Origin of the sequence: Streptomyces sp. NPDC127100, assembly GCF_042724095.1 — a bacterium.
In the GTDB taxonomy this organism is placed as follows: domain Bacteria; phylum Actinomycetota; class Actinomycetes; order Streptomycetales; family Streptomycetaceae; genus Streptomyces.
In genome coordinates this window covers 1-21,130 of record NZ_JBHXFL010000069.1, presented here as the reverse complement: position 1 = coordinate 21,130, position 21,130 = coordinate 1, and the positions used below count along the sequence as shown (strand labels likewise).

Annotated in this window: 13 protein-coding genes; 10 read left to right on the top strand and 3 right to left on the bottom strand. The window is 71.9% G+C overall.

Annotated features, from left to right (window positions below):
- Positions 1–103: 103 nt before the first annotated feature.
- The 6 genes from mtrA to ACFWJB_RS33835 all read left to right on the top strand — a co-directional run bounded on the left by mtrA (position 104) and on the right by ACFWJB_RS33835 (position 7,693).
- On the top strand, positions 104–793 hold the full coding sequence (mtrA, locus tag ACFWJB_RS33860; protein ID WP_003975799.1) for a two-component system response regulator MtrA: 690 nt from the start codon (positions 104–106) through the stop codon (positions 791–793).
- 1 nt (position 794) lies between these two features.
- Positions 795–2,867: an MtrAB system histidine kinase MtrB gene (gene mtrB / locus ACFWJB_RS33855; protein WP_386927068.1), complete on the top strand. Its 2,073-nt coding sequence runs from the start codon at positions 795–797 to the stop codon at positions 2,865–2,867.
- On the top strand, positions 2,857–4,704 hold the full coding sequence (locus ACFWJB_RS33850; RefSeq protein ID WP_386927066.1) for an LpqB family beta-propeller domain-containing protein: 1,848 nt from the start codon (positions 2,857–2,859) through the stop codon (positions 4,702–4,704). Before mtrB ends, ACFWJB_RS33850 begins: the two co-directional genes overlap by 11 nt.
- 134 nt (positions 4,705–4,838) lie before the next feature.
- Positions 4,839–5,720, top strand: a complete 882-nt coding sequence (locus tag ACFWJB_RS33845; RefSeq protein ID WP_386927064.1) for a ComF family protein — start codon at positions 4,839–4,841, stop codon at positions 5,718–5,720.
- Between the two features lie 312 nt (positions 5,721–6,032).
- On the top strand, positions 6,033–6,722 hold the full coding sequence (gene hpf / locus ACFWJB_RS33840; protein ID WP_385468205.1) for a ribosome hibernation-promoting factor, HPF/YfiA family: 690 nt from the start codon (positions 6,033–6,035) through the stop codon (positions 6,720–6,722).
- A gap of 224 nt (positions 6,723–6,946) precedes the next feature.
- Positions 6,947–7,693: a response regulator gene (locus ACFWJB_RS33835; protein ID WP_385468202.1), complete on the top strand. Its 747-nt coding sequence runs from the start codon at positions 6,947–6,949 to the stop codon at positions 7,691–7,693.
- A gap of 18 nt (positions 7,694–7,711) precedes the next feature.
- Here ACFWJB_RS33835 and ACFWJB_RS33830 read toward each other — a convergent pair whose 3' ends face one another.
- Positions 7,712–8,887 (bottom strand): winged helix-turn-helix domain-containing protein, encoded by a 1,176-nt coding sequence (locus tag ACFWJB_RS33830; RefSeq protein ID WP_386927062.1) that lies wholly within the window; start codon positions 8,885–8,887, stop codon positions 7,712–7,714.
- A gap of 256 nt (positions 8,888–9,143) precedes the next feature.
- The gene (locus tag ACFWJB_RS33825; protein ID WP_385468197.1) at positions 9,144–9,713 is read right to left on the bottom strand and encodes a GNAT family N-acetyltransferase; all 570 of its coding nucleotides are present in this window, start codon (positions 9,711–9,713) and stop codon (positions 9,144–9,146) included.
- A 278-nt stretch (positions 9,714–9,991) separates the two neighbouring features.
- On the opposite strand from ACFWJB_RS33825, the gene secA reads away from it, so the two are divergent.
- The gene (gene secA, locus ACFWJB_RS33820) at positions 9,992–12,838 is read left to right on the top strand and encodes a preprotein translocase subunit SecA (RefSeq protein WP_385468193.1); all 2,847 of its coding nucleotides are present in this window, start codon (positions 9,992–9,994) and stop codon (positions 12,836–12,838) included.
- Positions 12,839–13,004: 166 nt separating this feature from the next.
- Here the strand turns inward: secA and ACFWJB_RS33815 are convergent, their stop codons facing one another.
- On the bottom strand, positions 13,005–13,928 hold the full coding sequence (locus tag ACFWJB_RS33815) for an Rv3235 family protein (protein WP_386927059.1): 924 nt from the start codon (positions 13,926–13,928) through the stop codon (positions 13,005–13,007).
- 310 nt (positions 13,929–14,238) lie between these two features.
- Between ACFWJB_RS33815 and ACFWJB_RS33810 the strand changes: the two genes are divergently transcribed.
- From ACFWJB_RS33810 to ACFWJB_RS33800, 3 genes are all read left to right on the top strand, one after another.
- On the top strand, positions 14,239–14,754 hold the full coding sequence (locus ACFWJB_RS33810; protein ID WP_385468187.1) for a DUF6912 family protein: 516 nt from the start codon (positions 14,239–14,241) through the stop codon (positions 14,752–14,754).
- Between the two features lie 86 nt (positions 14,755–14,840).
- Complete coding sequence (locus ACFWJB_RS33805) at positions 14,841–15,512, top strand: HAD family hydrolase (protein ID WP_385468184.1); 672 nt, start codon at positions 14,841–14,843, stop codon at positions 15,510–15,512.
- A gap of 530 nt (positions 15,513–16,042) precedes the next feature.
- Entirely contained in the window at positions 16,043–20,995 is a 4,953-nt protein-coding gene (locus ACFWJB_RS33800; RefSeq protein WP_385468181.1) for an NAD-glutamate dehydrogenase, read from the top strand.
- Positions 20,996–21,130: the final 135 nt, after the last annotated feature.

Genomic DNA, 21,130 nt, shown 5'->3' with positions numbered 1-21,130 from the left:
CCGGTGGTGGTGGAGCGGGGCAGACAGTGACGGCTCGATACGACTATCGTCACAGGCCAGTGACCTCGCTCACCAGCACCTCTGTCGTCGTTACGAGAATGGGATGATGTCGTTTATGAAGGGACGAGTCCTTGTCGTCGACGACGACACCGCACTGGCCGAGATGCTCGGCATTGTGCTGCGTGGTGAGGGTTTTGAGCCGTCTTTCGTAGCCGACGGCGACAAGGCGTTGGCCGCCTTCCGTGAGACGAAGCCGGACCTGGTGCTGCTCGATCTGATGCTGCCCGGCCGGGACGGCATCGAGGTCTGCCGCCTGATCAGGGCGGAGTCCGGCGTGCCGATCGTGATGCTGACGGCCAAGAGCGACACCGTCGATGTGGTCGTGGGGCTGGAGTCGGGCGCCGACGACTACATCGTGAAGCCGTTCAAGCCGAAGGAGCTGGTGGCCCGGATCCGGGCGCGGCTGCGGAGGTCGGAGGAGCCGGCGCCGGAGCAGCTCGCGATAGGCGACCTGGTCATCGACGTGGCGGGGCACTCCGTGAAGCGGGACGGGCAGTCGATCGCGCTGACGCCGCTGGAGTTCGACCTGCTGGTCGCGCTGGCCCGCAAGCCGTGGCAGGTGTTCACCCGCGAGGTGCTCCTCGAGCAGGTCTGGGGCTACCGGCACGCGGCCGACACCCGGCTGGTCAACGTGCATGTGCAGCGGCTGCGCTCCAAGGTCGAGAAGGACCCGGAGAAGCCGGAGATCGTGGTGACCGTCCGTGGCGTCGGTTACAAGGCCGGACCGAGCTGACGTGAGCAGGGACAGTGCCGCTTCGGCGCCCGGCCGCTCCGGGGACCGCGCCGGGCGGCCTGTCGGCCACGGGTCCGGGCGTTCCCGCTGGGAGCGTTGGTTCGCGGGCGGGCTGCTGAGGGGCGGAGTCCAGGGCAGCCCGGTGCTTCGCCTCTTCATGCGCTGGATACGCCGTCCGCTGCTGCCCGTGATGCGGCTGTGGCGGCGCAACATCCAGCTCAAGGTCGTCGCCACCACGCTCCTGATGTCGCTCGGCGTGGTGCTGCTGCTCGGCTTCGTCGTGATCGGGCAGGTCCGCAACGGCCTGCTGGACGCCAAGGTGAAGGCGTCGCAGAGCCAGGCCACCGGTGGGTTCGCGGTGGCCAAGCAGAAGGCCGAGGAGACGGCGAGCACGACCGGCGACGAAGCCACGCCCGTGGACGGCCGCCCGCCGCAGAACGTCATCCAGTGGATGAGCGACCTCGTGAAGTCGCTCTCCAGCGGCGGCCAGGGCGCCTTCGACGTGGTCACGCTGCCCATGGGCGGGGACAGCGGCAGCGGGCGCGGCCCGCGCGCCTCCGGCCTGGTCAACTGGTCGGCCAGTGTGCCCGAGGACCTGCGGGAGCGGATCGAGGGCGACCCGGCGGCGGCCCAGAGCTACACGCGGATCGTCTACGACTCCGACGAGCCCTCGCAGCCGGGCCTGGTCATCGGCAAGCAGGTCAACGACCCGAACGGTGAGCCGTACCAGCTGTACTACCTCTTCCCGCTGACGCAGGAGGAGAAGTCGCTCAGCCTCGTCAAGGGCACGCTGGCGACGGCCGGGCTGTTCGTCGTCGTCCTCCTCGGGGCCATCGCCTGGCTGGTCGTGCGCCAGGTCGTCACGCCCGTGCGGATGGCGGCGAGCATCGCCGAGCGGCTGTCCGCCGGGCGGCTGCAGGAGCGGATGAAGGTCACCGGCGAGGACGACATCGCGCGGCTCGGCGAGGCCTTCAACAAGATGGCGCAGAACCTCCAGCTCAAGATCAGCCAGCTCGAGGACCTGTCACGGATGCAGCGGCGGTTCGTCTCCGACGTGTCGCACGAGCTGCGGACGCCGCTGACGACCGTGCGGATGGCGGCCGACGTCATCCACGACGCGCGCGTGGACTTCGATCCGGTGACCGCGCGGTCCGCGGAGCTGCTGGCGGACCAGCTGGACCGGTTCGAGACGCTGCTCGCGGACCTCCTGGAGATCAGCCGCTTCGACGCGGGCGCGGCGGCCCTGGAGGCGGAGCCGATCGACCTCCGGGAGGTCGTGCGGCGGGTCGTGAGCGGCGCCGAGCCGCTCGCCGAGCGCAAGAGCACGCGGATACGCGTCGTCGGCGACCAGCAGCCCGTCGTCGCCGAGGCGGACGCCCGGCGCGTGGAGCGGGTGCTGCGCAACCTCGTGGTCAACGCCGTCGAGCACGGGGAGGGCCAGGACGTCGTGGTCCGGCTCGCCGCGGCCGGCGGCGCGGTCGCCGTGGCGGTGCGCGACTACGGCGTCGGGCTCAAGCCCGGCGAGGCCACCCGGGTCTTCAGCCGGTTCTGGCGGGCCGACCCGGCACGCGCGCGTACCACCGGCGGTACGGGGCTCGGCCTGTCCATCGCCCTGGAGGACGCGCGGCTGCACGGCGGCTGGCTGCAGGCCTGGGGCGAGCCGGGCGGGGGGTCGCAGTTCCGGCTGACGCTGCCCAGGACCGCGGACGAGCCGTTGCGGGGCTCGCCGATACCGCTGGAGCCGGCGGACTCGCGGCGCAACCGCGGGCTGAACGACGCCGGTCTCCACGAGGCCGGCCAGGCGCCCGGTGCGGACCGGGCGGCAACCGTCCCGGCGCAGGCCGCGCCGGGCCGGACGGCCCCGGGATCCGCCCGGGGGCCGATACCGCCGCGGCCGTCCGGTACGGCCACCGCCGATCCGACGGCGCTGCCCGGCAACGGCGCGCGCGTCGTGCCGCGGCCCGTCTCGGGCGCCCGTACACAGGACGGCACGCCCGGACCGGAGGCGGCGAGCCGCCCGGACGCCGGGCCGGAGGAGCCGAGCAGGCAAGGGGAGGCATTTCGTGGTCGCTGACCGCGAGGGGAGCGGCCGGCGGACGCCGACGCGCGCGGTGACGTACGCGGTCTGCGGCGTCGTTCTGCTGGGAGGGTGTGCGTCCATGCCCGACAACGGGGACCTGCGGGGCGTGGAGTCCACGCCGCGGCAGGACCCGCAGGTGCGGGTGTTCGCGATGCCGCCGGCGGAGGACGCCTCTCCGTCGGAGATCGTGCAGGGCTTCCTGGAGGCGCTGACCAGCAACGACCCGCATTACGAGACGGCGCGCAAGTACCTGACGGGCGACGCGGCGAAGACCTGGCGGCCGGAGCGGTCCACGACGGTGCTGGCAGGCGGGGCGGGGACCGAGGCCGACCACTCGGCGAGCCGTGAGGACGCCGACGACTACTCGTACTCGGTCACGCTGACCGGCACCAGAGTCGCCACGGTGGACGCGCAGCAGTCGTACTCGCCGGCGGCGGGGCAGTACCGCGAGGCGGTGCACCTCAGCCGCGACCAGAAGAGCCGGCAGTGGCGCATCGACCTGCTGCCGCAGGGCGTGGTCATGGGCAAGTCCGACTTCCAGCGCACCTACATGTCCGTCAACAAGTACTACTTCGCCTCGAACACCGTTCCGAAGGCCCAGGCGGGTACCAGTGCGCAGCCCGCGGCCGTCGCCGACCCCGTCTACGTGCGCCGCCTCGTGGACCCGCTGACGCAGGTCGTGCGGTCGCTGATCAGTGGGCCGACGAGCCTGCTGGGGCCCGTGGTGAGGACGAGCTTCCCGGCCGGTGCGGCGCTGGCGGACAACGTCGACTCGCTGACGCCCGACGACCGCAACACGCTGAAGGTGCCGCTGAACGCCAAGGCCGCCCGAGTCGGTGCGGACAAGTGCGACGAGATGGCGGCCCAGCTCCTGTTCACCCTCAAGAACCTCACCCCCGCCGTGGACGAGGTGGAGCTGACCTCGGGGAACAAGCGGTTGTGCTCGCTCGGTGAGGACCGGGCCGAGACGGTCGCGACGCGCGGTTCGGCCCAGCGGCCGGACTACCTGTACTTCGTGGACGCCAAGCACCGCCTGGTGCGGATCGCCGCGGGCAGCACGGCCACCCACCCCGAGGCCGTGCCCGGGGCGCTGGGCGAGGGCACGACGGCCCTGCGGTCGGTGGCGGTGTCGCGGGACGAGCACAGCGCCGCCGGCATCGGCTTCGACTCCAAGTCGCTGTACGTGGCCACGCTGGTGCCGGGCAGCTCGCTCGGGGACCCCCTGCTCGTCAGCGGGGGCAAGACGGAGGCGGAGCGGCTGACGCCGCCCAGCTGGGACGCGCAGGGCGACCTGTGGATCGCCGACCGGGACCCGGAGAACCCCCGGCTGCTGCTGCTGAAGGAGGGCGCGGGCGAGCCCGTGCCGGTGCGGATCCCCGGGCTGGACGGGCGGGTGCAGGCCGTGCGGGTGGCGGCCGACGGGGTGCGGATCGCGCTCGTCGTGGAGAAGGACGGTGAGCGGTCGCTGCTCATCGGGCGCATCGAACGCGACGGGCGGGCCGGTGAGCAGCCCGCGGTCACCGTCGTCGGGCTGCGTTCCGCCACGCCCGAGCTGGAGGAGGTCACGGCCATGTCCTGGGCCGGCGACAGCCGGCTCGTGGTGGTCGGGCGCGAGCGCGGGGGCGTCCAGCAGATCGGATACGTCCAGGTCGACGGTTCCACGCCGGAGGCGTCCGTGCCGGCGGCGCTGACCGGGGTGAAGGAGATCGCCGCGACCGAGGACGAGCGGCTGCCGCTGGTGGCCTACTCGGAGGACCTGATCGTCCGGCTGCCGTCCGGCATGCAGTGGCAGAAGGTGACGGAGGGGACGGCCCCGGTCTATCCGGGGTGAGGCGACGGGCCGGCGCCCGCGTTCACCCGTGCGAGTGACGCGGGCCGGCTCCGGCGCGGAGTCGTCCCTAGGGGACGCTCGGGGGTTTTCCACAGGCCTGGTCGAGCCCGGCGGGCGACGGCACAGTGGTGGCCGTGCGCGGGTTCTGGCGGGACGTCGGCGACCTGGTGCTGCCGGCCGAGTGCGGAGGCTGCGGCAGGGCCCGCACGGTGCTGTGCCCGCGGTGCCGTACGGCGCTGGGCGGGGCGGCGCCGTGCCGGGTCCGTCCCGACCCGGAGCCGCCCGGACTGCCCGTGGTGCACGCGGCGGCGCGGTACGCGGACGAGACGCGCGCCGCGCTGCTGGCCCACAAGGAACGCGGTGTGCTGGCCCTCGCCGGGCCGCTCGGCGAGGCGCTGGCGGGGGCCGTGCGGGCCGGGCTCCGGGAGGCGGGCGCGGGCGGCGGTGAGGGCCGGTCCGCGGGTGCGCGGGAGCCGGTGCTGCTCGTGCCCGTGCCCTCCGCGCGCCGGGCGGTGCGGGCGCGCGGTCACGATCCGGCTCGGCGGATCGCCCTCGCCGCGGCGGGTGTGCTGCGGCGGACCGGGACACCCGCGCGGGTGCTCGCCGTGCTGCGGCAGCGGCACGCGGTGGCCGACCAGTCGGGGCTGGGTGCCCGGCAGCGACGGGACAATCTCGCCGGGGCGCTGGCGGTCGTGCCCGGCGGGGTCCGGCTGCTGGGCGGCCGGGAGCCGGTCGTCCTCGTCGACGACCTGATGACCACGGGGGCCTCCCTCGCGGAGGCGGCGCGTGCCGTGCGGGAGGCGGGTGCGGTCCCGGATGAGTGGGGGGCGGGGGCGCGGACGTACAGGACGGCGAAGTCGGCTGTGTATTCGTCGGCGGCACGGGAAGGCAGAGAGGAACGGAAGAACGGACCCCGAATGGCGGGTCCGCACGGAGGCGGTGACGTGGTGCGGGAAGTGACATGCGCGGCCGTGGTCGCGGCCTCACCAGATGCTTTCGAGATAAACCGGAACTGATCGAATACTTGCTTCGTTGCAGGTAATCAGAAGGTCAATTCACCGGAACGGAGGTACGTCGCGCTAGAGGGTGACGGCATCCGTCCGGGCGAGATATGTTCGGTTGTGAGGCAAAGCCGCAGGCCACACCTCTCAGAACCGAATGCCGTGCCGCGGGTTCAGGCGTCATCACCCGCACCGGTGGCGTGGATACCTCGCCCGCGGGGGAGGAGGTGGAAGTCACCGAGTCCGAGGTTCCGGGAGAACCGGAACCTGGTGCAAAAGGGAGATGCTCCGCCGCCGAAGCGGAGCGATCCGGGAACGGAGTTCTGCGTGGACATCGTCGTCAAGGGCCGCAAGACCGAGGTGCCCGAGCGGTTCCGGAAGCACGTGGCCGAGAAGCTGAAGCTGGAGAAGATCCAGAAGCTCGACGGCAAGGTGATGAGCCTCGACGTCGAGGTGTCCAAGGAGCCCAACCCCCGACAGGCCGACCGCTGCGACCGAGTGGAGATCACGCTCCGCTCCCGCGGTCCGGTGATCCGGGCGGAGGCAGCGGCGAGCGATCCGTACGCGGCGCTCGACCTGGCGGCGGAGAAGCTCGGTGCCCGGCTGCGCAAGCAGCACGACAAGCGCTTCTCGCGGCGCGGAGCGCGCCGCATCTCGGCGGCCGAGGTCGCCGACCACGTCCCCGGCGCCGCGACGCTCAACGGGAACGGGGAGATCGTCCCGGAGGAGAAGCAGGACGGCGTACCCACCAAGAAGATCGGCTCGCTCGAGGTGCAGGGCGACGGCCCCCTCGTCGTCCGCGAGAAGACCCACGTGGCGGCGCCGATGACCCTCGACCAGGCGCTCTACGAGATGGAGCTGGTCGGGCACGACTTCTATCTGTTCGTCGATTCCGAGTCCAAGGAGCCGAGCGTCGTCTACCGGCGGCACGCCTACGACTACGGCGTGATCCACCTCACGACGGACACGATGGTCACGCACGGCGCTCCCGAGGCGGGAGACGCGCTCGGCGGCTGACCGCGCCGGGTGACCGTCGGACCGGTGCCCCTGGAGCGCGTGTGCGCCCCCAGGGGCACCGGCGTGCGACGGTGCGCGCGGTGTGCGACCCCTGCGTGGCGCGCTCTGTCACCCCGGCGTCGGCGCGGCATGGAATCATGGCGGCAACCACCCAACCGGTGGGTCGTTGCCTTGGGTTGGCGATGGCTCAGGACCACAGGCCACAGCCTTCAGGGGGAGGAACGATGGCGGACAGCTTCGGACCGATGCGGGGCGGGGGCGCCGACGACGGCGTCGCCGGCATGGGCCCGGACGCGGGCTCGTCACGCGAGGAGCCGATCAGGGTCCTGGTCGTCGACGACCACGCCCTGTTCCGTCGCGGCCTGGAGATCGTGCTCGCGGCCGAGGAGGACATCCAGGTCGTCGGAGAGGCCGGTGACGGCGCGGAGGCCGTGGAGAAGGCCGCGGACCTGCTGCCGGACATCATCCTGATGGACGTGCGGATGCCCCGGCGCGGCGGCATCGAGGCCTGCACCTCCATCAAGGAGGTGGCACCCAGCGCCAAGATCATCATGTTGACGATCAGTGACGAGGAAGCCGACCTCTACGACGCCATCAAGGCGGGCGCGACCGGTTATCTCCTCAAGGAGATCTCGACGGACGAGGTGGCGACCGCCATCCGCGCGGTGGCCGACGGCCAGTCCCAGATCAGCCCGTCCATGGCGTCGAAACTCCTCACCGAGTTCAAGTCGATGATCCAGCGGACCGACGAGCGCCGGCTCGTGCCCGCACCGCGCCTCACGGACCGTGAACTGGAAGTCCTCAAGCTCGTCGCCACGGGAATGAACAACCGGGACATCGCCAAGGAACTGTTCATTTCCGAGAACACCGTGAAGAACCACGTGCGCAACATCCTGGAGAAACTGCAGCTGCATTCCAGGATGGAGGCCGTGGTGTACGCGATGCGGGAGAAGATCCTCGAGATCCGCTGACGGCCGGGCCGCCGCGGATCAGGCGAGCAGGAGCGACAGCTCCCTGGCGAGCGGCTCGCGCAGGTCCGGCGCGTCGACCCGCTCCACGCGCACGTCCGTGCAGTCCACCCAGCTCGCCGCCTCGACCAGGGCCCGGGCGACCGACGGGACCGCCCTGGGGCCGTCCAGGGTCACCTGCCGGGCCACCAGTGTGCGGCCCTCGCGTGCCGGGTCCACCCGGCCGACCAGCCGGCCGCCGGCCAGGACCGGCATCGCGAAGTAGCCGTGCACCCGCTTCGGCTTGGGCACGTAGGCCTCAAGGCGGTGCGTGAAGCCGAAGATCCGCTCCGTGCGCGCGCGTTCCCAGATCAGGGAGTCGAAGGGGGAGAGCAGCGTCGTGCGGTGACGGCCGCGCGGGGGTGTCTCCAGGGCGACCGGGTCCGCCCAGGCCGGCTTGCCCCAGCCCTCCACCGTCACCGGGACCAGGCCCGAGTCGCCGATCACGGCGTCGACCTGCTCGGCCTTGAGGCGGTGGTAGTCGGCGATGTCCGCGCGGGTGCCGACGCCCAGGGACCGGCCGGCCAGGCGGACCAGGCGGCGCAGGCACTCGGTGTCGTCCAGGTCGTCGTGCAGCAGCGACTGCGGGACCGCGCGCTCGGCCAGGTCGTACACGCGCTTCCAGCCGCGGCGCTCGACGCAGACCACCTCGCCGTACATGAGGGCGCGCTCGACGGCGACCTTCGTGCCCGACCAGTCCCACCACTCGCTGGTCCTCTTCGCCCCGCCCAGGTCCGTCGCGGTGAGGGGGCCCTCGGCGCGGAGCTGCTTGACGACCTGGTCGTAGGCCCCGTCCGGGAGGTGGTGGTTCCAGTGCGGGCGGTTGCGGTAGGCGCGGCGGCGGAAGGCGAAGTGGGGCCACTCCTCGATGGGGAGGACACAGGCGGCGTGGGACCAGTACTCGAAGGCGTGCGTGTCCGTCCAGTAGGCGTTCTCGACGGTTGCGCGGCCCACGGCGCCGAGGCGGGCGTACGGGATCAGTTCGTGGGAGCGGGCGAGGACGGAGATCGTGTCGAGCTGCACCGCGCCCAGGTCACGCAGTATGCCGCGGACGCCGGCGCGGCGGTCGGGGGCGCCGAGGAAGCCCTGTGCGCGGAGGGCGAGGCGGCGGGCCTCGTCTGCGGACAGTTCCATGGCGGGGGGCGGGAGGGTCGTCATGCGTTCGCACGATAGGGGGTGGGTCTGACAGGGGGGTGGGTGTGCGGGGCGGAGGTTGGGCGTGCGGCCCGGCGCCGCGGGGTGCCCGGCGTTGCCGCGGGCGCGGGGTGGGTCGCGCGGCCCGGTGCTGCCGGGGTCCCGCTGCGCCCACCCGTGCCGCCCCTTGGAGGTACCTCCCAGGCCGTTCGAGCACTGGGGGAGGCACGACTGCCCGCAGCTGGGGCGGCCTACTGCCCGCAGCCGGGACGGTGTGACGTCACGGCTGGGACGGGAGGTAGGGGAAGGTCGAGGTGAGGGAGAGGTCCGAGGGGAGGAGGGAGGCGATCCAGCAGTCCCGGCGGACGCCGTTGTTGTTGATCGCGGAGCGCAGCGTGCCCTCCATGGTGAAGCCGGCGCGCTGGGCCACCGCGCGGGAGGCCGTGTTCCCGACCTCGGCGCGCCACTCCAGGCGGTCGATCGCCTGCCGGGTGAAGGCCCAGCGGGCGACGGCGGCGGCGGCCTCGGTGACGTAACCGTGCCCGCGGTGCTCCCTGGTCCCCCAGAAACCGATCTCGCCGACGCCCGGGGAGATCACCGTGACGCCGAGCATGCCCGCCAGGTCACCGGAGGGCAGGAAGAGGCCGAAGGTGAACATCGAGTCGTTCGCCCAGCCGTCGGGGACCACCTGCTCCGTGAAGCCCCGCGCGTGTGCCGGGAGGTAGGGCGAGGGAATCGTCGTCCAGCGCTGGATGTCGGGATCCTGGCAGGCGGCGTACACGGCATCGGTGTCCTGGGGGCCGACCGTGCGCAGGACGAGGCGGTCGGTGGTGATGATCTGCGGTTCCATCGGCCGATTCTGCGGGGTGACCCGCGACGCGTGCCATTCTTTTGCCGTGCGTGAACGAGCAGTCACTTTTCGTGCATTTGGTCGGCGGGTGCGGCACCATCCGCGGGCCTCGCACGTTGAACCGGGTGACAGCGACCGGAAGCAGGATGAAGGAGCGCGCGGTCACCGCTACGGCAGGCCTCCCGGCGCGGCGGGGTCCTCGCATACGATGGCCGTTGCTCAGTCAGTCACATGGAAACCGACCGTCCCAGGCCCGACCGGCAAGGAGACCAACCCCCGTGTCCGTCCTCTCGAAGATCATGCGTGCAGGCGAAGGCAAGATCCTGCGCAAGCTGCACCGCATCGCGGACCAGGTCAACTCCATCGAAGAGGACTTCGTCGACCTCTCCGACGCCGAGCTGCGGGCCCTCACCGATGAGTACAAGCAGCGCTACGCCGACGGTGAGAGCCTGGACGACCTGCTGCCGGAAGCCTTCGCCACCGTCCGCGAGGCCGCGAAGCGCGTCCTCGGCCAGCGCCACTACGACGTGCAGATCATGGGCGGTGCCGCCCTGCACCTGGGGTACGTGGCGGAGATGAAGACCGGTGAGGGCAAGACCCTCGTCGGCACGCTGCCCGCCTACCTCAACGCCCTGTCCGGCGACGGCGTCCACATCGTCACGGTCAACGACTACCTGGCCGAGCGCGACTCCGAGATGATGGGCCGCGTCCACAAGTTCCTGGGGCTCGAGGTCGGCTGCATCCTCGCCAACCAGACGCCGGCCCAGCGCCGCGAGATGTACGGCTGCGACATCACCTACGGCACGAACAACGAGTTCGGCTTCGACTACCTGCGCGACAACATGGCGTGGTCCAAGGACGAACTCGTCCAGCGCGGCCACAACTTCGCCATCGTCGACGAGGTCGACTCCATCCTCGTCGACGAGGCCCGTACGCCGCTGATCATCTCCGGCCCGGCCGACCAGGCCACCAAGTGGTACGGCGACTTCGCCAAGCTGGTCACGCGCCTGAAGAAGGGCGAGGCGGGCAACCAGCTCAAGGGCATCGAGGAGACCGGCGACTACGAGGTCGACGAGAAGAAGCGCACGGTCGCCATCCACGAGTCCGGCGTCAGCAAGGTCGAGGACTGGCTGGGCATCGACAACCTGTACGAGTCGGTGAACACGCCGCTCGTGGGTTACCTGAACAACGCCATCAAGGCCAAGGAACTCTTCAAGAAGGACAAGGACTACGTCGTCCTCGACGGCGAGGTCATGATCGTCGACGAGCACACCGGACGTATCCTCGCCGGCCGCCGCTACAACGAGGGCATGCACCAGGCGATCGAGGCGAAGGAAGGGGTGGACATCAAGGACGAGAACCAGACGCTTGCCACGATCACGCTCCAGAACTTCTTCCGCCTCTACAAGCGCCACGACCACGGCGGCAAGGAACTGCCCGGCCTGTGCGGCATGACCGGTACGGCCATGACGGAGGCCGCCGAGTTCCACCAGATCTACAAGCTCGGCGTGGTGCCTATCCCGACCAACCGGCCGATGGTCCGCAAGGACCAGTCCGACCTGATCTACCGCACCGAGGTCGCCAAGTTCGAGGCGGTCGTCGACGACATCGCCGAGAAGCACGAGAAGGGCCAGCCGATCCTCGTCGGCACCACCTCGGTCGAGAAGTCCGAGTACCTCTCGCAGCAGCTCAGCAAGCGGGGCATCCAGCACGAGGTGCTGAACGCCAAGCAGCACGAGCGCGAGGCGTCGATCGTCGCCCAGGCGGGCCGCAAGGGCTCCGTGACGGTCGCCACCAACATGGCCGGCCGCGGTACGGACATCAAGCTCGGCGGCAACCCGGAGGACCTCGCCGAGGCGGAGCTGCGCCAGCGGGGCCTCGACCCCGAGGAGCACATCGAGGAGTGGGCCGCGGCCCTGCCCGCCGCCCTGGAGCGGGCCGAGCAGGCGGTCAAGGCCGAGAAGGAAGAGGTCGAGAAGCTCGGCGGCCTCTACGTGCTGGGCACCGAGCGGCACGAGTCGCGGCGCATCGACAACCAGCTGCGCGGTCGTAGCGGCCGTCAGGGCGACCCGGGCGAGTCCCGGTTCTACCTCTCCCTCGGCGACGACCTGATGCGCCTGTTCAAGGCCCAGATGGTCGAGCGCGTCATGTCGATGGCGAACGTCCCGGACGACGTGCCGATCGAGAACAAGATGGTCACCCGCGCGATCGCCTCCGCCCAGTCGCAGGTCGAGACCCAGAACTTCGAGACCCGCAAGAACGTCCTGAAGTACGACGAGGTGCTCAACCGGCAGCGCGAGGTCATCTACGGCGAGCGGCGCCGCGTCCTGGAGGGCGAGGACCTGCAGGAGCAGATCCAGCACTTCATGAACGACACGATCGACGCCTATGTGCAGGCCGAGACCGCCGAGGGCTTCCCCGAGGACTGGGACCTGGACCGTCTGTGGGGCGCCTTCAAGCAGCTCTACCCGGTGAAGGTCACCGTCGAGGAGCTGGAGGAGGCCGCGGGCGACCGGGCCGGACTGACCGCCGAGTACATCGGGGAGTCCATCAAGGACGACATCCAGGAGCAGTACGAGGCGCGCGAGACGCAGCTCGGCTCCGAGATCATGCGTGAGCTGGAGCGCCGGGTCGTGCTCTCGGTCCTGGACCGCAAGTGGCGTGAGCACCTCTACGAGATGGACTACCTCCAGGAGGGCATCGGCCTGCGCGCGATGGCGCAGAAGGACCCGCTGGTCGAGTACCAGCGAGAGGGCTTCGACATGTTCCAGGCCATGATGGAGGGCATCAAGGAGGAGTCCGTCGGCTACCTGTTCAACCTGGAGGTCCAGGTCGAGCAGCAGGTCGAGGAGGTCCCCGTCGAGGAGGCCGCTCCCTCGCTGGAGAAGGCCCCGCAGGACGCGGTGCCGGCCCAGGCCGGTGCGCGCCCGGAGATCCGCGCCAAGGGGCTCGACGCGCCGCAGCGCCGCGACCTCCACTTCTCCGCTCCGACCGTGGACGGCGAGGGCGGTGTCGTCGAGGGCGACTTCACCACCGACGAGGAGCCCGCGCGGTCCTCGTCCGACGGCCTCACGCGCGCGGAGCGCCGCAAGCAGGCCAAGGGCGGGCGGCGCCGCAAGAAGTGACGCGGCGGTGCCCCGGGGCACCGTGACCGCGGGAAGGGCCGGGCACCCCTCGGGGAGCCCGGCCCTTCGGCCTGTTCAGTACCCGTTCAGCCCCTGCGCGGCGCCCGTGCGGCGCCTCGCCGGCAAGCGGCGGAGGACGACGCGGCGGTGGCGCCGCGCGCGGCCGTCAGGCGCCGTCCGTCCGCGGTCCCCGGGAGCCCCCCAGCTCCACCGCGGTGCAGCGCCAGCGCAGGTCCCGGCCCTGCTCCAGCCGGAACGCCATGGCGCGCAGCTGGTCACCCGCGCCGATACGGGCGAAGACCTCCAGCGCGCCCGGACGGGCCTCGTAGTAGCCGATGTCGCGGACGACGGGAAGGGTGCCGCGGGTGCGCAGCGGGCCGCGCTCGGCGAGCCGGGCCAGTTCGTCGTAGGCGTGGCCGACGGTGTGCCGGAGCATCGAGTGCACCGGGCGCCGGCCGCTGAGCACGTCGAGGAGCAGTTCCGCGAAGTGGTCCGTGGGCCGGAGCTGGGGGACCGGCCGCCGAGGCGCCCGGGCGGGGGCGACGGGGGCGGTCGTCCCCGCGGGGAGGCGCGAGGGGGCTGGGGCCGGCCGGGCGGACACGGGCGCGGACCCGGCGGACCCGACGGACCCGGTGGGTGCAGCGATCCGGCGGGCGGCGGCCGAGACGCGGTCCGGGGCGGGTGCGGTGGCGGCGGCGCGTGCGCTCGCCCTGGTCACACCGCCCGGGGAGGCGGTCGCCGGGCGGTTGTCGGCCGGCCTCGTGCGGGCGCGCGCGGAGCGGCCGGGGGAGCCCGCGGGGCGCCCGCCCGGTGCCGGGGTCCGGGGGCCGCTCCCGCCGGGCCTGCGGGGCGGTACGCCGCCCGGGGTGCGGGGCGTGGCGCCGCGGGGCGCGCCGGAGGCCGTGTCGGTGACCGCGCCGGGCGAGGCGTCCGCGAGGGCGGAGGAGGCGCCGACGGCGGCGGCCGGGACACGGCGGGCCCCAGCGCGGTGGGGCGGGGCGGCGGCGGTGCCGGGCAGGGGCACGTGAGGGGTGGGACGGGTCCTGGTCATGACCTTGCGCAGGGGCGGCACGGTCGGTGTGGTCTGCATGGGGTTCCCCGTTCGGCGACCCGGCGGATACCGGGCGGTAACTTCATGGTCGGGGATCTTGTACGGGGTGGTGGGCGGCGTCGGCAAGGAGGCGGAGGGCCGGGTCGGGGCGGGCGGGAGGTTCACCTATCCGAGTGGCCGTGGCCATGGGAACGGCCGGAACGGGGCGGGCCCACCGGGTGAGTCCGGGGACGGAAGTGGACGCGTCCCGGGCCCCGGACGGGCGCCCGAAAGGGGACGCCGCACGTATCCTGAAGGGCCTCCGGCGGATCTCCGACCGGGGCCAGTCCGACCACGAAAGCGGCCCGTCATGCGCGTCTATGTCCCCCTGACCCTCTCCGGTCTCGCCGAGGCGCACAGGACGGGGCGCCTGGGGACGGGTCCGCTCGTCGCGTACGCCGTCACGCCGGCGCTGCGCGAGTGGGTCGCCTCGGACGACCTCGAGGAGCTGGAGTACGCCGCCCTGAACCGGGCCGCGCTGGGCTCGCTGCGGCTGCTGGCGGCGGACGCGGAGGCCGTGCGGCGCCGGGTCGTGGTCGCGGCCGACGTGCCCGACGGAGCGGCGTCGGCCGGCCCGGACCGGGGGCCGGGCCCCGCGGTGCCGGGCGAGGTGCGGGTCGACGGTGACGTGCCGCTGGCCAAGGCGGCCGCGGTGCACGTCGACTCGGCCGACGCGGAGCCGGACGTGGCGGCCGCGGCCGGTGCCCTCGCGGCGGCGGACGGCGGGGACGGGGACGCCCAGTTCACCGTGGACGGGGCCGAGGAGCACGAGCTGCTCTGGTACGCGACGCAGGAGATCCCGAACCTGGTCGGGACCGGCGGCTGACGGGACCGCGGCTGACGGCCGCCCGCGCCCCCGCGCTCCCCGGGGGCACGACTTGACCGTCGGTGGCGGCGGGTACGTTTTCCTGCATGGGGACGCAGACAGGGGCGCACATCGTCTGGGACTGGAACGGCACGCTGTTCCACGACAACGACGCCATCATCGGGGCCACGAACGCGGCGTTCGCCGAACTGGGACTGACGCCGATCACGCTCGAGCAGTACCGGGCGCTGTACTGCGTGCCGGTGCCGAAGTTCTACGAGCGGCTGATGGGACGGATGCCCACGGACGCCGAGTGGGAGCTCATGGACGGGACCTTCCACCGGTACTACACCGAGCACCGGGTGGGGTGCGGGCTCACCGAGGGCGTGGCGGAGCTGCTCGCCGGGTGGCGGTCGGCGGGGCGCAGCCAGTCGATCCTCAGCATGTACGGACACGAGGAGCTCGTCCCGCTGGTGAGGGGGCTGGGGATCGAGGCGCACTTCCTCCGCGTCGACGGGCGGACCGGTCCGTCCGGGGGCAGCAAGGCCGAGCACATGGTGCGGCATCTCGCGGCGCTGGGATCGGTGGTGGAGCCCGCTCGCACGGTGGTGATCGGGGACGCCGCGGACGACGCGGTGGCCGCGCGGCACGTGGGGGCGCGGGCGGTGCTGTACACCGGGGGGTCGCACAGCCGGGCCAGTCTGGTGGGAGCCGGGGTGCCGGTGGTGGACACCCTGGGGGAGGCCGTGGCGGAGGCGGAGCGGCTGGCGGCGGAGTGAGGTGACGGGGGTGTCGTACGCCCTCGGGTGAGGGGTGCCCGGCGCGGGTGCCGGCCGGGGGCGGGTCGCGCGGCCCGGCGCATCAGCTGTAGCCGTCGGCATGACTGTGCAGAATGTCCAACTTCTCGGCTCTCTTTTGTACACATGCGGCTCGTGACGGATGCCCTGTCGGGGGCGATAGCCTGGTGGCGTGATCAGCGCGATAGCTCGCGGGGGCACCGTCGCCCCTGCCCTGCGCCCGGTGAGCACGGACCACATCCGTGACCGGGCGGCCGTCGCTGGTCTTCGCGGGCGGGACGGGGCATCGAAGGCCCCCGGTACGGCGCGGCGCACTCCCCGGACGGCGGACGCGAGAGCGACGTCACACCCGGCGGACGCGTCGACATTGGCCGATATGCCCCCGCTCCTCTCTCCTTGCGGCATAGCGTCGGAACAGACCGGACACCCCGCGTCTCGACGCCACGCCGGAAGGCCGGAGACCGTACTTCCTTCTACGTCACGCAACGGCGCGCGACAGGAGCCAGAGGACAATGCAGACCAAGCTGGACGAAGCCAAGGCCGAGCTGCTCGAGAGGGCCGCGCGGGTAGCTGAGAACAGCCCGGTCGGGGGGCACCTACCGACTGGGACGACGGACGAGGGCACTCCGGACACCCCGGGGACCCCGGGCACCCCGGACTACGCGTCCGTGTTCGCGTTCCTTCGGCGCTACTACCGGCACACCGCCCCGGAGGACCTGGCCGACCGCGACCCGGTCGACGTCTTCGGAGCCGCCGTCTCGCACTACCGGCTGGCCGAGAACCGTCCGCAGGGCACCGCGAACGTGCGGGTCCACACCCCGACGGTGGAGGAGAACGGCTGGACGTGCAGCCACTCCGTCGTGGAGGTGGTCACGGACGACATGCCCTTCCTCGTCGACTCCGTGACCAACGAGCTGACCCGCCAGGGCCGCGGCATCCACGTCGTCGTCCACCCGCAGTTCGTGGTCCGCCGCGACGTCACCGGCAAGCTCGTCGAGGTCCTCCCCGGTCCGGCCGGCGAGGACCTCCCGCACGACGCGCACGTCGAGTCCTGGATCCACGTCGAGATCGACCGCGAGACCGACCGCGGCGACCTGAAGCAGATCACCGCCGACCTGCTGCGCGTCCTCAACGACGTCCGCGAGACCGTCGAGGACTGGGGCAAGATGCGCGACGCGGCCGTCCGCATCGCGGAGGGGCTGCCGGACGAGCCCGCCCCCGGCGACCTGCGCCCGCAGGAGGTGGAGGAGGCCCGCGAGCTGCTGCGCTGGCTGGCGGACGACCACTTCACCTTCCTGGGCTACCGCGAGTACCAGCTGCGCGGTGACGACTCCCTCGCGGCCGTGGCCGGCACCGGCCTCGGCATCCTGCGCTCCGACCCGCACCACGCGACCGACGAGAGCCACCCCGTCAGCCCGTCCTTCGGACGGCTGCCCGCCGACGCCCGCGCCAAGGCCCGCGAGCACCGGCTGCTCGTGCTGACCAAGGCCAACAGCCGGTCCACCGTGCACCGGCCGTCCTACCTGGACTACATCGGCGTCAAGAAGTTCGACGAGCAGGGCAACGTCGTCGGTGAGCGGCGCTTCCTCGGCCTGTTCTCCTCCGCCGCCTACACCGAGTCCGTCCGCCGCGTGCCGGTCATCCGGCGCAAGGTGGAGGAGGTGCTGGAGCGGGCCGGCTTCTCGCCCAACAGCCACGACGGGCGGGACCTGCTGCAGATCCTGGAGACGTACCCGCGCGACGAGATGTTCCAGACCTCGGTCGAGGAGCTGGAGCCCATCGTCACGTCCGTGCTCTACCTCCAGGAGCGCCGCCGCCTCCGGCTCTACCTGCGCCAGGACGAGTACGGGCGCTACTACTCGGCCCTCGTCTACCTCCCCCGCGACCGCTACACCACCGGTGTCCGCCTGCGGATCATCGACATCCTCAAGGAGGAGCTCGGCGGCACCAGCGTCGACTTCACGGCCTGGAACACCGAGTCGATCCTGTCCCGGCTGCACTTCGTGGTCCGCGTGCCGCAGGGCACCGAGCTGTCGGAGATGTCCGACGCCGACAAGGAGCGCATCGAGACCCGCCTCGTCGAGGCCGCCCGCTCCTGGGCCGACGGATTCGCCGAGGCGCTCACCGCCGAGGTCGGCGAGGAGCGCTCCGCGGAACTCCTGCGCCGCTACGGGTCGGCCTTCCCCGAGGGCTACAAGGCCGACCACGGCCCGCGCTCCGCGGTCGCCGACCTCGGCCACCTGGAGCGGCTCGACCAGGACAGGACGTTCGCGCTGAGCCTGTACGAGCCGGTGGGCGCCGTGCCCGAGGAACGCCGGTTCAAGATCTTCCAGAAGGGCGGCACGATCTCCCTCTCGAAGGTGCTGCCGGTGCTCAGCCGGCTCGGCGTCGAGGTCACCGACGAGCGCCCGTACGAGCTGCGCTGCTCGGACCGCACGACCGCCTGGATCTACGACTTCGGTCTGCGCATGCCGAAGGCCGTCGCCGGCGACCACCTGGGCGACGACGCCCGCGAGCGGTTCCAGGACGCCTTCGCCGCCACCTGGACCGGCCAGGCGGAGAACGACGGCTTCAACGCCCTCGTGCTCGGCGCCGGGCTGACCTGGCGGCAGGCCGTGGTGCTGCGCGCGTACGCCAAGTACCTGCGGCAGGCGGGCTCCACCTTCAGCCAGGACTACATGGAGGACACCCTCCGCAACAACGTCCACACCACCCGCCTCCTCGTCTCCCTGTTCGAGGCGCGGATGTCGCCGGAGCGGCAGCGTGCCGGGCGCGAGATCGTGGACGCCCTGCTCGAAGAGCTCGACGCGGCCCTCGACCAGGTGGCGTCGCTCGACGAGGACCGGATCCTGCGCTCCTTCCTCACCGTCATCAAGGCGACGCTGCGGACGAACTTCTTCCAGGAGGCGAGCGACGGGAAGCCGCACGCGTACGTCTCCATGAAGTTCGACCCGCAGGCCATTCCCGACCTGCCCGCGCCGCGCCCGGCGTTCGAGATCTGGGTGTACTCGCCCCGCGTCGAGGGCGTGCACCTGCGGTTCGGCAAGGTCGCGCGCGGCGGTCTGCGCTGGTCCGACCGCCGGGAGGACTTCCGCACCGAGATCCTCGGCCTGGTCAAGGCGCAGATGGTGAAGAACACCGTCATCGTGCCGGTCGGCGCCAAGGGCGGCTTCGTCGCCAAGCAGCTGCCCGACCCGAACGCCGACCGCGACGCCTGGCTCGCCGAGGGCATCGCCAGCTACCGGACGTTCATCTCCGCGCTGCTCGACATCACCGACAACATGGTGGCCGGCGAGGTCGTGCACCCCGCGGACGTCGTCCGGCACGACGAGGACGACACCTACCTCGTCGTCGCCGCCGACAAGGGCACCGCGAAGTTCTCGGACATCGCCAACGAGGTCGCCGAGGCCTACAACTTCTGGCTCGGCGACGCCTTCGCCTCCGGCGGTTCGGCCGGCTACGACCACAAGGGCATGGGCATCACCGCCCGCGGCGCCTGGGAGTCCGTCAAGCGGCACTTCCGGGAGCTGGGCGTGGACACCCAGAGCCAGGACTTCACGGTCGTCGGCATCGGCGACATGTCCGGTGACGTGTTCGGCAACGGCATGCTGCTCAGCGAGCACATCCGCCTGGTCGCCGCCTTCGACCACCGGCACATCTTCCTCGACCCGACGCCGGACGCGGCCACCTCCTACGCCGAGCGCCGCCGCCTGTTCGACCTGCCGCGCTCCTCGTGGGAGGACTACGACACCGCGCTGCTCTCGGCCGGCGGCGGCGTCTTCCCGCGCACGGCCAAGTCGATCCCGGTGAACGCGCACGTCCGCGAGGCCCTCGGCATCGAGCCCGGCATCACCAAGATGACCCCGGCCGAGCTGATGAAGGCGATCCTCACGGCCCCGGTGGACCTGCTGTGGAACGGCGGCATCGGTACGTACGTCAAGGCGTCCACCGAGTCCAACGGCGACGTCGGCGACAAGGCCAACGACCCCATCCGCGTCGACGGCGGCGACCTGCGGGTCCAGGTCGTGGGCGAGGGCGGCAACCTGGGCCTGACCCAGCTGGGCCGGATCGAGTTCGCCCGCACCGGCGGCAAGATCAACACGGACGCCATCGACAACAGCGCGGGCGTGGACACCTCCGACCACGAGGTGAACATCAAGATCCTGCTGAACGGTCTCGTCAAGGAAGGCGACATGACCGTCAAGCAGCGCAACAAGCTGCTGGCGGAGATGACCGACGAGGTCGGCGCGCTGGTCCTGCGCAACAACTACGCGCAGAACACGGCGATCGCCAACGCGCTCGCCCAGTCCAACGACATGCTCAACGCCCAGCAGCGCTTCATGCGCCACCTGGTGCGCGAGGGCAGCCTGGACCGGGCCCTGGAGTTCCTGCCCACCGACCGCCAGATCCGCGAACGCCTGAACGCCGGCCAGGGCCTCACCGGCCCGGAGACCGCCGTCCTGCTGGCGTACACGAAGATCACGGTCGCCGAGGAGCTGCTGCACACCTCCCTGCCCGACGACCCGTACCTGCGCGGTCTGCTCCACGCCTACTTCCCGACGGCGCTGCGCGAGCAGTTCCCGGAGCAGGTCGACAGCCACCCGCTGCGCCGCGAGATCACGACGACCGTCCTGGTCAACGACACGGTCAACACGGGCGGCACCACGTACCTGCACCGGATGCGCGAGGAGACCGGCGCGTCGCTCGAGGAGATCGTGCGGGCGCAGACCGCGGCGCGGGCGATCTTCAGCTCCGCCTCGGTGTGGGACGCGGTGGAGGCCCTGGACACCAAGGTCGACGCCGCCGTCCAGACCCGTATCCGGCTGCACTCGCGGCGCCTGGTCGAGCGCGGCACCCGCTGGCTGCTCAACAACCGGCCGCAGCCGCTGGAGCTCGCCGAGACGGTGGACTTCTTCGCCGAGCGGGTCGAGCAGGTCTGGGCGCAGCTGCCCAAGCTGCTGCGGGGCGCGGACGCGGAGTGGTACCAGCACATCTACGACGAGCTGACCGCCGCCGGGGTCCCGGACGAGCCGGCCACCCGGGTGGCCGGCTTCTCCTCGGCCTTCCCGACGCTGGACATCGTCTCGGTGGCCGACCGCATGGGCAAGGAGCCGCTGGACGTCGCCGAGGTGTACTACGACATCGCCGACCGGCTCGGGGTCACCCAGCTCATGGACCGGATCAGCGACCTGCCCCGCGCCGACCGCTGGCAGTCCATGGCCCGCGCGGCGATCCGCGAGGACCTGTACGCGGCGCACGCGGCGCTCACCGCGGACGTGCTGGCGGCGGGCAACGGCACGTCGACGCCCGAGCAGCGTTTCACGGTGTGGGAGCAGAAGAACGCGGCGATCCTCGGCCGGGCCCGCACCACGCTGGAGGAGATCAAGGGCTCCGACGCCTTCGACCTCTCCAACCTGTCGGTGGCGATGCGGACGATGCGGACGCTGCTGCGGACGCACTCGTGACGGCGTAGCCGCGCGGAAGGCGGCGCCGTGGCGTGAAGGCGCCGCAGTGGCGTGAAGGCGCCGCAGTGGCGTGAAGGCGCCGCAGTGGCGTGAAGGCGCCGCAGTGGCGTGAAGGCGCCCCGGGTCCTCGGGACC

What these genes read in the sequence shown, in the direction of transcription:
- ACFWJB_RS33800 (WP_385468181.1), top strand. Translation starts at nt 16,043, where the DNA reads ATGCAGACCAAGCTGGACGAAGCCAAGGCCGAGCTGCTCGAGAGGGCC.
- ACFWJB_RS33825 (WP_385468197.1), bottom strand. Translation starts at nt 9,713, where the DNA reads ATGGAACCGCAGATCATCACCACCGACCGCCTCGTCCTGCGCACGGTC.
- ACFWJB_RS33835 (WP_385468202.1), top strand. Translation starts at nt 6,947, where the DNA reads ATGGCGGACAGCTTCGGACCGATGCGGGGCGGGGGCGCCGACGACGGC.
- ACFWJB_RS33810 (WP_385468187.1), top strand. Translation starts at nt 14,239, where the DNA reads ATGCGCGTCTATGTCCCCCTGACCCTCTCCGGTCTCGCCGAGGCGCAC.
- mtrA (WP_003975799.1), top strand. Translation starts at nt 104, where the DNA reads ATGATGTCGTTTATGAAGGGACGAGTCCTTGTCGTCGACGACGACACC.
- ACFWJB_RS33805 (WP_385468184.1), top strand. Translation starts at nt 14,841, where the DNA reads ATGGGGACGCAGACAGGGGCGCACATCGTCTGGGACTGGAACGGCACG.
- ACFWJB_RS33815 (WP_386927059.1), bottom strand. Translation starts at nt 13,928, where the DNA reads ATGCAGACCACACCGACCGTGCCGCCCCTGCGCAAGGTCATGACCAGG.
- ACFWJB_RS33830 (WP_386927062.1), bottom strand. Translation starts at nt 8,887, where the DNA reads ATGACGACCCTCCCGCCCCCCGCCATGGAACTGTCCGCAGACGAGGCC.